Origin of the sequence: Rhizobium sp. B21/90 (assembly GCF_019355815.1) — a bacterium.
GTDB lineage: Bacteria > Pseudomonadota > Alphaproteobacteria > Rhizobiales > Rhizobiaceae > Rhizobium > Rhizobium rhododendri.
The window spans coordinates 251,569-264,350 of the sequence record NZ_CP072164.1 but is presented as its reverse complement, the minus strand read 5'-3'; the positions used below and the strand labels follow the sequence as shown (position 1 = coordinate 264,350).

The 12,782-nt window shown below is 61.5% G+C and carries 10 protein-coding genes and 1 pseudogene; 9 read left to right on the top strand and 2 right to left on the bottom strand.

Features of this window, described 5'->3' with window-relative positions:
- Positions 1-345 precede the first annotated feature (345 nt).
- The 9 genes and pseudogenes from J5278_RS27190 (at position 346) to J5278_RS27150 (ending at position 12,058) form a co-directional block, all read left to right on the top strand.
- Positions 346-525, top strand: coding sequence for a hypothetical protein (locus J5278_RS27190; RefSeq protein WP_111218251.1), 180 nt, complete (start codon positions 346-348; stop codon positions 523-525).
- 174 nt (positions 526-699) lie between these two features.
- A complete protein-coding gene (locus J5278_RS27185; RefSeq protein ID WP_111218249.1) occupies positions 700-1,665 on the top strand; it encodes a DUF3991 and toprim domain-containing protein in 966 nt (321 codons plus the stop codon).
- A 100-nt stretch (positions 1,666-1,765) separates the two neighbouring features.
- Positions 1,766-2,371: a DUF1419 domain-containing protein gene (locus tag J5278_RS27180; protein WP_111218247.1), complete on the top strand. Its 606-nt coding sequence runs from the start codon at positions 1,766-1,768 to the stop codon at positions 2,369-2,371.
- Between the two features lie 99 nt (positions 2,372-2,470).
- Positions 2,471-6,427 (top strand): N-6 DNA methylase, encoded by a 3,957-nt coding sequence (locus J5278_RS27175; RefSeq protein ID WP_374108331.1) that lies wholly within the window; start codon positions 2,471-2,473, stop codon positions 6,425-6,427.
- Positions 6,418-8,132 (top strand): annotated as a pseudogene (locus tag J5278_RS27170) (ParB/RepB/Spo0J family partition protein). Before J5278_RS27175 ends, J5278_RS27170 begins: the two are co-directional and overlap by 10 nt.
- A gap of 81 nt (positions 8,133-8,213) precedes the next feature.
- Positions 8,214-8,864 carry a hypothetical protein gene (locus J5278_RS27165; protein ID WP_111218243.1) on the top strand — a complete coding sequence of 217 codons (651 nt, stop codon included), beginning with the start codon at positions 8,214-8,216 and terminating at the stop codon, positions 8,862-8,864.
- Between the two features lie 688 nt (positions 8,865-9,552).
- Positions 9,553-10,137 carry a hypothetical protein gene (locus J5278_RS27160; RefSeq protein ID WP_111218312.1) on the top strand — a complete coding sequence of 195 codons (585 nt, stop codon included), beginning with the start codon at positions 9,553-9,555 and terminating at the stop codon, positions 10,135-10,137.
- 409 nt (positions 10,138-10,546) lie between these two features.
- Positions 10,547-11,113 carry a pyridoxamine 5'-phosphate oxidase family protein gene (locus tag J5278_RS27155; protein WP_111218310.1) on the top strand — a complete coding sequence of 189 codons (567 nt, stop codon included), beginning with the start codon at positions 10,547-10,549 and terminating at the stop codon, positions 11,111-11,113.
- A gap of 633 nt (positions 11,114-11,746) precedes the next feature.
- Positions 11,747-12,058, top strand: coding sequence for a DUF736 domain-containing protein (locus J5278_RS27150; RefSeq protein ID WP_041699667.1), 312 nt, complete (start codon positions 11,747-11,749; stop codon positions 12,056-12,058).
- Between the two features lie 45 nt (positions 12,059-12,103).
- Here J5278_RS27150 and J5278_RS27145 read toward each other — a convergent pair whose 3' ends face one another.
- Complete coding sequence (locus J5278_RS27145) at positions 12,104-12,382, bottom strand: HU family DNA-binding protein (protein ID WP_012648969.1); 279 nt, start codon at positions 12,380-12,382, stop codon at positions 12,104-12,106.
- Positions 12,383-12,465: 83 nt separating this feature from the next.
- Positions 12,466-12,732, bottom strand: coding sequence for a WGR domain-containing protein (locus J5278_RS27140; RefSeq protein WP_111218239.1), 267 nt, complete (start codon positions 12,730-12,732; stop codon positions 12,466-12,468).
- Positions 12,733-12,782 lie beyond the last annotated feature (50 nt).

Below are 12,782 nucleotides of genomic sequence, written 5' to 3'. Positions count from 1 at the left end.
TCGGGCCTGTCCAGGATGCACGACTTCCAGCGTGGCGTCGCCAGCTGCGCTCTTGTCATGAAGCACCTCCACATCTCCATTTCGTAGCAGGATCTACAGTTTGGCTGACCCAGAGAATGTTGTGCGGCGAGATCCAATACCAATCCGCTCCAACCTATGGCGTTGCCGAACCCAGCTCTCTTGTCTGGCATCCCTAATCCAGCCCCGTCCTTGGACGGTCAACCCACAAGGGGTTCGCAGCTACTGCGACCTCTCTGGCTGCGCCGCCGAGGTGACCGCGGTCAGGCCCGGATCGAACGGGCGCCATCGAGCGGGGATCGGCCCCGCCACTGGATGGAGCCTCACATGTCGGATCTCAGCCTCGCACAAAACCACGCATTCGATCTTGCCCGGACCCTGATGGTCCCGGTCACCCTCTTCGAAATCGATGGTGAGATCGGCGTCATGATTTCCGCCGAGTATGACGGCGACGAAGACGCCATCATCAATATCTATGATCCCTTTGCCTATGGATCGGCTCATTGAGCCGATCACCCTTCGGGGAAGCGCGTGCCGCTCGCGCTGTTGCCCGCGCAAGGGAGGCTTAGCCGCGATCTTTCCCGGCAGATCTGCACATTGCGAACCGCGCCCTTGCGCGCTTCCATCTTCGCGGCCTGGGCGCTGCTACTCCGAACAGTCAGGAAAGCTAAAGGAAGTGAAATGGAGAAAAATGACATTGAGGAACTGCGTACCCGGGTGGGCTGCGGAGCCGTCCTTGAGCGTGAGGGCTTCGCGATAGACCGAAAAGAGAGCACACGCCGGGCGGTCAAATTCCGGCGCGACGACGACATCATCATCGTGATCCACGACGACAGGGGCTGGTTCGACGCCCGTTCGGATGCCAAGGGCGATGTTTTCGCGCTCGCAAGCTATCTCCGTGGGATCGGCTTTGCCGAGGCCTTGGCGGTGGTCGGCGATCTCGTCGCGTTTCAGCCAACCGCACCGACCTGGGAGAAGCCTCTCCGTCAAACGCAAACAGGGGCTTCCGTCGCTGACCGCTGGAACCACAGAAAACGGCCGTGGCGCGCATCGGCAACGTGGAGCTACCTTCGACAGAGCCGGGCGCTGCCACGGCAAGTCATCTCTGCGGCAGTCGCGGCAGACCTTCTTCGGGAGGGCCCCTATGGCTCGATGTGGGCAAAGCATGTCGATGAGGCTGGCGCCGTCATTGGCTGGGAAGAGCGCGGCCCGGACTGGCGCGGGTTTTCCACCGGCGGCGCCAAGGCCCTCTTCCGGTTTGGAAAGGTGGATGCCCGTCGGATCTGCGTCACAGAGGCGGCGATCGATGCGCTCAGCCTGGCCGCGATCGAGCAGACACGATCCGACACGCTCTACGTCAGCACCGGTGGCGGCTGGTCGCCGCGGACCGCTCAGGCGTTGGAGATCCTGGCTTCCGGGAAAGGCGCGTGGCTGGTGGCCGCGACCGACAACAACGTCCAGGGAGAAATATTTGCCGATCGTCTGCGCCAGATGGCAGATCGCGCCGGTTGCGATTTCTCGCGGCTGAGGCCGCAATGTGAAGACTGGAATGAGGAATTGAAGAAGAGGAGGGAGAGAGGAGAGCTGCCGCATACGCGGCCAGCGCATCAAGGGTTAAGCTGCCGCCCGCCTGACGGCGGCCCTTGACCCGCTGCCCGCGAGGCGCCGGCTGAGGAGGGGTGATCAAAGGACTGAACAGAGAGGTCGATCAGGCTTCGCGTCAGTCGCAACCCCGAAGGAGCCGCAGATGTTCGTTTCACCAGCAATTCGTAAAGTGTTAGAAGGCGTCGCCAGCGGCCACGAAATGTACGCCTTGTTCAATCGCCATAGCCAGTCGCCGTTCGACGATGACAGGATGAACGGCACGCGATATGTCGGCGAGTGGTTTGAGATATCCGAAGCCGACCACGACCACATGTTCGAGATCCTCCCTCCGCTGTTTTACCGTGGCGACATGTTCGCCATGCGCGAGTTTCTGGCCGCCAGCGTCACCAGCGTCTTTTTCGAGCTGACGATTGATGATCGGTCCCGATGGTTTCACGGCTATTGCGACCTGGGCGATCGTCAGTCACCAGACCGCATGCGTGCCGAGATCATCACTCGCGAATCCCGGCCGGTGCGTGCCATGAACCGACAGGAAAAGCTCGATCATATCTGGAGCGCGACCGGTCCGGATTTCCGTGGTTATGCCGACCAAAGATTTCCAGCCGATCTGCGCAATCGCCAGATCGTGCTCGTCTATCCCTCAGCTCACGGCAAAATCTGGAAGCTGCTTGACGATCTGACTGACGAGGAGATCGCAGCCAAACTGCCGGTGCAGTTCCGTCTTTTGCCGGAAACCATCGCTGCCTGAAGGCGGCGTTCATTTCCAACCTTCCACCATCAGCAGCCCGATAACACCCGCTTCTTCCCGCGAGGGTGTCTCGGCGCGCCCACTCACAGGAGTTTTCCAATGGCGCATGACGATCCTTTCACCATCGACCTATTCGGCAGTACAGCTCTCGCATCCGGTTTCGATCTCGGTATGCCGGCTTTCGCAGCAGACTTCGGGACCGAACACGACGATGACCCCCCGCCATCGACGCCGGCGCCAGCCGCTCCGATCCACAAAGAACCGAAAACCACGCCGCAGATGCGGGCGAAAGTGGATTTCAGGCTGCAGAGTTCTCGCGGTCTCGCCAAAACCTGGCGCGACCGGGCCCGCGATAATATCGCCGCCATCTTGTTGGCAAATGAGATCGAACGTCAGGGCCTGCCGGCCCGACCTGACCAGCAGGCCAGGTTGATCAAGTTCACCGGCTTCGGCGCTTCGGATCTGGCCAACGGCATATTCCGGCGTCCGGGCGATGACGCTTTCCGCAAAGGTTGGGAAGAGCTCGGCGGCAATCTCGAAAGTGCTGTTGCGCCGGGCGATTACGCGTCTCTGGCGCGCTGCACCCAATATGCCCATTTCACGCCCGAGTTTATCGTCCGTGCCATCTGGTCAGGTTTGATCCGCATGGGGTTCGATGGTGGACGGATCCTGGATCCGGGTATCGGCACGGGCATGTTTCCGGCGCTGATGCCGGATGCTCTCTCCGAGGCCAGCCATGTTACCGGCGTCGAGCTTGATCCAGTCACCGCCCGTATCGTCCGGCTGCTGCTGCCGCGGGCCAGAATCGTCTGCGACGATTTCGCCCGCACCGATCTGCCCGACCATTTCGATCTCGCCATCGGCAACCCGCCGTTCTCGGATCGTACTGTCAAAAGCGATCCGGCCTTTCGGGGGCTCGGCTTCCGGTTGCACGACTATTTCATCGCCAAGTCCATCCATCGGCTGAAGCCTGGCGGGCTTGCCGCCTTTGTGACCTCGTCCGGCACGATGGACAAGGCTGATGCCCGTGCCCGTGAGCACATCGCCGGCATGGCCGATCTCGTTGGCGCGATCCGCCTTCCCGAAGGCAGTTTCCGCGCTGACGCCGGCACGGATGTTGTCGTCGATATCCTCTTTTTCCGGAAGCGCCGCGCCGACGAGCCGGCTGGAGACAACACTTGGCTCGATCTTGCGGATGCGTCGGTGGCAGGCGAGGGCGGTAGCGACCGTATCAACAGGTGGTTCGTTGATCATCCCGACATGGTGCTGGGACGGCATGCGATCACGTCAGGTCCATTCGGCGAAGCCTACACATGCCTCCCGATCGGTGATGATCTTGAAACGAACCTGAACGCCACAATCAGTCAGCTACCAGCCGATGTCTATGACGGTAGGGCTTCCACAATCGACTTCGCCCTTGAGGACGAAGTCGCGGAAGCCATGGCAGAGCGCCCGGATGATCCACAGGTTCGCGAGGGCAGCTATTTCATCGGCGAGGCCACGGCGCTGACGCAGGTGGTCGACGGGATCGCCGTTCCGGTTGAGGTCAGGAAAGGTCGCAGCACTGACGGCATCTTCGCCAAGCACGCCCTGATCATCCGGAAGCTGATCCCGATCCGGGACGCGGTCCGGCTCATCCTCAAGCTTCAGGAACACGATCAGCCCTGGCAAACGGCGCAGGTCTCATTGCGCATCGCCTGGTCGAGTTTCGTGCGCGAATTCGGCCCGATCAACTTCACCTCCGTCTCGACATCGGAGGATCCGGAAACCGGTGAGGTCAGGGAGGTCCATCGCCGGCCAAACATCGCTCCTTTCCTCGATGATCCCGATTGCTGGCTGGTCGCCTCGATCGAGGACTACGCCCTGGAAACCAACACCGCCAAACCCGGCCCAATCTTTACCGACCGCGTCATCGCGCCGCCCCCGGCTCCAGTGATCACATCGGCATCAGATGCCCTCGCCGTGGTTTTGAACGAACGCGGTCATGTCGATCCCGATCATATCGCCGAGTTGCTGCACCGTGACGTGGAGGATGTTATCGGCGAGCTGGCCGAAGCCATCTTCCGCGATCCGTCCAATGGCTCCTGGCAGATGGCTGATGCCTATCTATCCGGTCCAGTCCGGTCGAAGCTGGTAACCGCACGCGCGGCCGCGGACCTTGATCCCGCATTTGCGCGCAATGTTGCGGCGCTTGAGCGCGTCCAGCCGGCCGATCTCAGGCCCTCGGATATAACTGCACGCCTTGGCGCACCGTGGATCCCCGCCGATGACGTTGTCGCCTTCGTCCGGCAGACCATGGATGCCGAGATCTCCATCGATCATCTGCCGGAACTGGCGACCTGGACGGTCAATGCGCGGCAGCTGGAATGGTCGGCAGCCGGCACGACGGAATGGGGCACCCATCGCCGCCATGCCGGCCAGCTTCTCTCCGACGCCCTGAACTCGTCCATACCGCAGATCTTCGACACCGTCCGCGACGGCGAGACCGAGCGTCGGGTGCTCAACACCGTTGAGACCGAAGCCGCCAAGGAAAAGCTCGCCAAGATCAAGACGGCCTTCCAGTCGTGGATCTGGTCCGATCCGGATCGCACCGACCGACTGGCGCGGGTCTATAACGACACTTTCAACAACATCGCGCCGCGAACCTTCAATGGCGATCATTTGCAGCTGCCCGGCGCCTCTGGCGCCTTTTCTCTTTATGGGCACCAGAAACGCGGGATCTGGCGGGTTATTTCGGCAGGTAGCACCTATCTCGCTCATGCCGTTGGTGCCGGCAAGACGCTGACCATGGCTGCCGCCATCATGGAACAGCGCCGGCTCGGCCTGATCAACAAGGCGATGCTGGTCGTGCCGGGCCATTGCCTGGCGCAGGCTGCCCGTGAGTTTTTGGCGCTCTATCCAAACGCCCGCATCCTGGTCGCGGACGAGACCAACTTCGTCAGGGAGAAGCGCCATCGCTTCCTGTCGCGGGCGGCGACCGCCAAATGGGATGCCATCATCATCACCCATTCGGCGTTTCGGTTCATCGCGGTGCCATCGGCCTTCGAGGCGCAGATGATCCAGGATGAGCTTGAACTCTACGAAGAGCTGCTCACCAAGGTCGAACGCGACGACCGGCTGTCGCGCAAGCGCATCGAACGCATGAAGGAGGGTCACAAGGAACGGCTCGAGGCGCTCGCCACCCGCAAGGACGACCTGCTGACCATCTCCGAGCTTGGCATCGACCAGATCATCGTCGATGAGGCGCAGGAGTTCCGTAAGTTGTCGTTCGCCACCAACATGTCGACGCTGCGCGGTGTCGATCCGAACGGCTCACAGCGGGCCTGGGACCTGTTCGTCAAATCCCGCTTTATCGAGACAAAGAACCGGGGCAGGGCGCTGGTGCTTGCCTCGGGCACCCCGATCACCAATACGCTCGGCGAGATGTTCTCCGTACAGCGGATGATGGATCCGGCAGCATTGTCGGAACGTGGTCTGCACGAGTTCGACGCATGGGCCTCGACCTTCGGCGACACCTCGACCGAACTCGAACTGCAGCCGTCGGGCAAATACAAGCCGGTCACGCGCTTCAGCCAGTTCGTCAACGTGCCGGAACTGATTGCCATGTTCCGGTCGTTCGCCGACGTTGTGCTGCCGGTCGATCTGAAAACCTATGTGAAAGTGCCGGAGGTCTCCGGCGGCAAGCGCCAGATCGTCACCGCCGAGCCGACGGCCGCTTTCAAGTCCTACCAGAAACAGCTGGACGCGCGGATCAAGGCGATCGAGATGCGCGATGGCCCGGCCAAGCCCGGCGACGACATCCTGCTCTCGGTCATCACCGACGGCCGCCATGCGGCGATCGATCTGCGCTTGGTCGATCAGGCGATGGGCAACGAGGCTGCCAACAAGCTCAACGCGCTTGTCACCAATGCTCGCTCTCCCGCAAGCCAGGTCTGCTCCGGCGCAATTGCAGCCGCCGGCCCGTCCTGCGGTTCGGGAGGTGTCTTCGAAAAGAAGATGAGGAGGCAAGGACAGTCCGTCCGCCCGAAGCTCAAGAGGTTATTCCCATGCAGTTGATTACAGCCGATCCGCGCAGCCTGAAGGACAATCCTGACCGGTCGCGCCAGTCGAAATCTTCGCCCCAATCCGACGCGTTGCTTTGCGCATCGATCAAGGCCATCGGCGTTGTGCAGCCTCCGATCGTCAAACTCGATCCAGAAGGTGGAAACAGCTACGTCATCGTCTTCGGCCATCGACGCGCGACACAGGCGATTGCCGCAGATCTCTCGGAAATCCCGCTGCTGCTGGCCGATCCCTCCGACGATCTCGGCGCCATGCAGTCCTTTGCGGAAAACATCGCCCGCGAGCCGTTGAACCCTGTCGATCAGTGGCGCGCCATTGAGCGGCTGGTGGCCCTGGGATGGACCGAAGAGTCGATCGCCATGGCGCTGGCGCTCCCGAGCCGGCAGATCCGCAAGCTGCGGCTGCTCGCCAATATCCTGCCCTCGATGCTCGACCAGATGGCGCGTGGTGATATGCCGAACGAGCAGCAGCTGCGCACGATCGCCGCGGCCGGGCAGGACGAACAGGCGGAGGTGTGGAAAAAGTACAAGCCGAAGAAGCAGGACCCGCAGGTCTCGTGGTGGGAGGTGGCTCGCGCACTGACCACGACCCGGATGCTCGCCAAGCATGCAAGCTTCGGTGACGATCTGGCACGGGCTTACGGCATCACCTGGGTCGAGGACCTGTTTGCACCTGCCGATGAGGACAGCCGCTATACGACAGATGTCGAGGCGTTTCTCGGGGCGCAGCAGGAATGGCTGGCAAACAACCTGCCCAAGCGTGGCTCGGTCATCGAGGCCAACGAATACGGCCAGGCCAAGCTCCCCGCGAAGGCGCAACAGGTCTACGGCAAGCCCGGTAAGGGCGACCTGACCGGCTGGTATATCAACGCGCGCGACGGATCAGTTCAATCGGTTGCCTATCGCATGCCGGAGGCGAAGAAGCCCAAGCTGGTCAAGGAAGCCGATGGTGTCGAAACCGTCGTTGACGAAGTCGAGGTAACCAAGGCGCGGCCCGATGTGACCCAGAAGGGTCTCGACATGATCGGCGATCTGCGGACTGACGCTCTTCACGAGGCGCTCGCCCGTGCGCCGATCGAGGACGACACGCTGATGGCTCTGCTCATACTGGCCTTCACCGGCACAAATGTCAGCATTGCCAGCGGCGCATCGGACAATCCGTATGGTCATGCAAAATGCGGCCCGCATGCTGCTAGGGTGATTGGCGAGGACGGCAAGCTGTCCTTCGATCGCGAGACACTGGTGCAGGCTGCGCGCTCGGTCCTGATCGAAGTCCTGTCTCTGCGGCGCAATCGCTCCGATAGCGGCCTGATCGCCGCATTGCCGGCGACGCCATCGGGGCTGACGAGTTCCTGCCCAATATGGGCACAGAGGAATTCCTCTCATGCCTATCGCGCACTGCGCTGGAAGCTGCGGCGGAAACGGCGGGCGTGCCCGGTCGGATCAAGGTGAAGGATACCCGCACGGCTTTGGTTGAGCATTTTGCCGACGGACGGCTGGTGCATCCGGATGCGTTGCTCGCGCCATCCGCTGAGGAAGTGCGATCGTGGGTCGGACGCTACACCAGCGTTGACAGCGGATTGGGGGATGCCGACGACGTTCCCGATATGCTCGAAGATCAGGTTCCCGGTGGTGACCTCGTGGACGGTTCCGCCCCCGAGGAAGAGACGGACGAGGGTTTCCGCGAGGCTGCCGAATAGCACCAGGCATCAGGATCTGAACCAACGCCGCTGGCTCACGCTGGCGGCGTTTTCGTTTCGAGCAATCAGAAGGAGTTTGTCATGGCAGAGATCCATGATGACATGGCCACAGAAAAAGCGGTGCATGAGGCCGAACTAAGGACATTGGACCGGCCGACGATACGGGCCGGAGCATCGACGCCATGGGGCATGGCACAGGTCTCGCGGCGATATGCCAACGGTATCGTTCTGCATTCGACCGCCGGCCACGGCGGCTTACATCTGGATGAAATTGCAAACGCCGTCGTCCATCCCCTCTATCGTAATGACGACGGATTCTACGAGGAGGATTGTGAATGGGCGAAGATCGCCCACGCCTTTCCGCAGCTGTTCACCGCTTATGAGCGGCGCCTCGCCAATCGCACACTTCGCGACTCTTATCCTGATGCCTACGAGCGCGCCATGGGCGTCACATTGGACGGCAGTCAGTCTCATCTGCGGGATCGGCAGGAATTCGAAAAGCGACATCGCAACGACTGGGTCGTCATCGCGGCCCTCAATTCTGATCACCAACCGGGTTTCGTCGAATGCATCGCGACGCTGGGTGGGATCCGGGTCCAGGTCGGCGAACGACGGTTTCTTGTTCCACGCTCCGACTACGTGATCGGCCGACATGGCTTCGTCATCGATCCACTAAAGCACCAGTCCTATGACGGTCCGTCCAGCTTCGTGACCTGGGCGGCAAGGCAATGACTGTCGCGTTCACAGACAGCAGGGCTCCTCGAAATCAGGTGATCGATTTCTCCGAGCTCTATCGCAGGATCTGGGCACGGCAGCGGGATTATCGCTCCCGGCGGGCTGAGCTGACACGACAAACGAAGGCGCGGTGGAAATGCAAGGCACGGCATGGTCCACCATCGACCACTGCATGCAGATCAACGGAGCCGGGTGAGAGCGGAAAGCCCGGCCAAGGTGAGGGTGCGATAAAGCGTTGATCGACGCGCGGAAGACATGGCACGTGGCAATCGGCTTGCAATGGCGTGTGCTTGGCCCCGAGATTTGTCAGTGCCCCCAGTGAGTGACGCGGCGTTCCCATGGTCGGATCGCTGTGGCGTTGCATCATGCTGTCGTGGACCAGATCGTCGGCCGGCACAGCACCTCGGTTTTGTTGCGGTCTGACATGGGCGCGTCCCGGTCAAAGGCCGCTGGCGCGCCGCGTTGCGGCAGGATCATCGCCTCGTTGCAAGGCAGGCCCGCGTCTGTCGCAGCCCGCAAGTGCGGGCAGCACCATCCGCAAACCATCCTCGCTCCTCCTGGCGATGCCCTGACCTTGGGCCGGGCCGCTGACGCCCATCTCCTTTTGCCCGCACCCGAGGGGCTGAGCCGGACGACAACCGGCACCCCGGGCTTCGCTGAAACATCGCTCATAAAGGATCCGATCATGGCACCGCTCAACCGCTCCACCCAGAAAAACCGACCAGCCAAATCCCAGCGCGCCACCACCCTCGAAATGGTCAGGCACGCCTGCCCCGATACAGCCCAGGCACTGCGCATCTCGGAAAGCTTCGGCCTTGCCCTCATCGACAGCGACGGGATCCGCGACCTCCACCGCGGCCAGTTGATCGAAAGCGCCGATGCCCTGAAGGAGGGCCTTGCCGAGAAGGCCATGCAGATCCACATGCAGCGCATCGTCGGATCCTTCGTCGGATCCGCCTACGGCGCCGGGCAGTTCTACTCCCGCGCGGTCACAGAGGCCCGCGATCTCACCACGAAGCTCTCTAACGATACCAGAGACGAGGACCTCGACGGCCCGGTCGGCTTCGACAGCCGCGCCCAGCGTAAGCGCGAGTTCGCAGCCGACATGGGCCTGCAGGCCCACGTGCTTCGGATGGCAGCCGAAGGTGCCGTCTCGGCTTACGAGGACATCACAGGCGAAACCTGGAAGCCTTACGAGCGCACGATCGAACAGCCCGCGAACTCGGTCGATCAAAAAGCCGCAACTGTCCAGATGGCGGCATTCGAATAGGACGATCGCGGGGCTCCGGCCCCGCCTTCCTCCGGCGTCCGAGCGCTATTGCGACCCGGTTAGGAAAAAAAAGGGCCGACGGAAAACCGCGGCCCATAAAGTGTGAAGGTCATAGACCTCCAGAGGGGAACAGCTGCTGCGGCGGAACTGGGAGAGCCGCCATGTGCATCAGCTGAAGTCTTTGTGCCCGAATTTTCAACACGCTGCACCTAATTTTTGTGCAGTGCAGCTATGCGTTGGGCAATGAGGTGACTCTTCAGGCGCTTTTCAAGTGCTGGCGCTCCTCAGGTGACGTGTGTCAGTTAACACTGTCAAAATGCAGGGTTCACTTGAATGCAAGGGCGCCCGTGTCATCAACTTTTCGCAATTCCGGTCTTGGCAGCGAATGAAGCCAGCCATACTCTCGGGCATGGCCAAATTCTTCCCGACTCTCGAACCGCAACACCATCGCTTCATCGTGGCACAGCACATGTTCTTCACCGCATCGGCAGCGCCGACCGGTCATGTCAACGTGTCTCCGCGCAGCACGGACATGTTTCGTATCCTTGGCGACAACGCGGCGATGTATCTCGACCGCACCGGCAGCGGCAACGAGACCGCTGCCCATCTGGGGATAGACGACCGCCTCACCATCATGTTCTGTGCGGTTTCTGGGCCGCCGCTAATCATGCGGCTTTTCGGCAAGGGCCGCGTCATCCATCGCGACAGCAACGAGTTCGCCAGCCTGCTGCACGAGCGATTCAACGGCAACGCGCCGCTCGGCGCGCGTCAAATGATAAGGCTCGACTTCGATCTCGTGCAGACATCCTGCGGCTACGGCGTGCCCTTGTTCGAATACCAGGAAGAGCGCCCGCAGATGGACGCCTGGGCCAAGGCCAAGGGCGTCGACGGGATCGACGACTACTGGCGGGAAAAGAATCAGGTCAGCCTAGACGGCTTTCCGACCGGCCTTTTCGAAACGCCCGGCGAGCGGTAGCACTGGCTCTCGCGCCAACACCCAACTTATGGACAGTCAATCAACTTTGGAGGCAGTAACCTCCTCGTCCGTGGTCGGTGTAGGTTGCCCGCTGAGTGTCAGCGCCGACACGACACGTGGCCGCTTGAACGACGCTGAGAACCCGCATGGATCTGCCGACGATAAGGTAGAGCGGTTCCCAATAATGTCGATCATCAAGGCCTGGCGCCGCTACCAGCTAAGCGAGGGGCTACAATGCTCCATTCCCGGCAGCCTCCCACATACAGTCGTTGGCTCCGACCATTCGATCCGGGCTGTTGGCGCTACGCACCCGTTCCCATTGGTCACCACCAGAATGATGCCATTTGCCGTAATCCTTGATCCGTCCACTGGCACGTCCACTGCGGTCTCGATGGGGCATGTCTGACCAAAGACCACCTCGCGATGCTCGGCTCGATCGGCATCCGCAACGGCCGGCTCGTTTTCTTCCCCTGTGCGCTGAAGCGCCCATTCCTCGCGAGACAAGAAAGCCTCTCCCTGGCCGTCCTCCACTCCGTTTCGGTCCGTTGGATGCAGGCCGATCGTCCACGGTCCTATCGACTGCCATCGAGGCCGCGATGGACGCGGCCCGAACAACCGAAAAGGATTACGACAATGGCAACCATCGGCTCTTTCACCGCTTCCGGCAACGGCTTCTCCGGCACCATCAAGACCCTCAACCTCAACGTCAAGGCAACCATCCGCGCCGTCGAGCGCACCTCCGAAAAGGGCCCGGACTACCGCATCCTCGCCGGGGCTACGGTAGAATTCGGCGCAGCCTGGAAGAAGACCTCGAACGAAGGTCGCGACTACCTCTCGGTCAAGCTCGACGACCCGAGCTTCCCGGCTCCGATCTACGCAACGCTGATCGAGGTCGAAGGCGAGGAAGGCCTCTCCCTCATCTGGTCCCGGTCGAACCGGGACTGAGATTGGATGCCCCGCCCGCCAAGGCGGGGCTCTCCACGTCAGGGATCACTTGTTCAGTGCATCCTTGAGCGCCTTGGCAGGCGCGAAGGTCAGCTTCTTCGAAGCCGCAACCGTCATCTTCTCCCCGGTCGCGGGATTGCGACCCTCGCGCTCAGGCGATGCCTTCACCTTAAATTTTCCGAAGCCGGGGATCGAGGTTTCAGCGTCGGAGCCTGCGGCATCGGCGATGGCCTGGAAGACGGCCTCGACAATGCCCTTGGCCTGAACCTTCGTCAGGCCGTTATCGGCTGCGATCTTGTCGGCGATTTCATTGGTGGTGGTCATGGAATTCCTCGCATCTTGTTGTCAAAGATAAAATCCGTGTCAGCTTCTGACCGGATTGTCATCGGCGACGATGGGGCCGAGGATCAGATCCGTGGGATGTCCACAGGTCGTTTTGGCCGATAACCCCGTTTGCGCTTCTCGCGAAGCACGTCGAGGAACAGGGTGATGGCTTGTCTCTCGTTGTCAAACAGATGCACCATCTGCTGTCCGCGCGTTCCAATCCGCCCCCAGGCGCGCACCAGCGACACCTCGCCGAACAGTGTCGGCTGAACGGCAAGTGCGTAGAACCGCGCCATGTTCTTTTCCGGCGCGATACGCTCGACATAAAGATGGTAGGGCTGCGTGATCATGCCCGTAGAATCGCGCGTTCGGAATCTGCCGTCCAATGACAGTTTTGAAT

Excerpts from the sequence above, each read along its gene's own strand:
- J5278_RS27190 (WP_111218251.1), top strand. The coding sequence starts at position 346 with ATGTCGGATCTCAGCCTCGCACAAAACCACGCATTCGATCTTGCCCGG.
- J5278_RS27185 (WP_111218249.1), top strand. The coding sequence starts at position 700 with ATGGAGAAAAATGACATTGAGGAACTGCGTACCCGGGTGGGCTGCGGA.
- J5278_RS27180 (WP_111218247.1), top strand. The coding sequence starts at position 1,766 with ATGTTCGTTTCACCAGCAATTCGTAAAGTGTTAGAAGGCGTCGCCAGC.
- J5278_RS27175 (WP_374108331.1), top strand. The coding sequence starts at position 2,471 with ATGGCGCATGACGATCCTTTCACCATCGACCTATTCGGCAGTACAGCT.
- J5278_RS27165 (WP_111218243.1), top strand. The coding sequence starts at position 8,214 with ATGGCAGAGATCCATGATGACATGGCCACAGAAAAAGCGGTGCATGAG.
- J5278_RS27160 (WP_111218312.1), top strand. The coding sequence starts at position 9,553 with ATGGCACCGCTCAACCGCTCCACCCAGAAAAACCGACCAGCCAAATCC.
- J5278_RS27155 (WP_111218310.1), top strand. The coding sequence starts at position 10,547 with ATGGCCAAATTCTTCCCGACTCTCGAACCGCAACACCATCGCTTCATC.
- J5278_RS27150 (WP_041699667.1), top strand. The coding sequence starts at position 11,747 with ATGGCAACCATCGGCTCTTTCACCGCTTCCGGCAACGGCTTCTCCGGC.
- J5278_RS27145 (WP_012648969.1), bottom strand. The coding sequence starts at position 12,382 with ATGACCACCACCAATGAAATCGCCGACAAGATCGCAGCCGATAACGGC.
- J5278_RS27140 (WP_111218239.1), bottom strand. The coding sequence starts at position 12,732 with ATGATCACGCAGCCCTACCATCTTTATGTCGAGCGTATCGCGCCGGAA.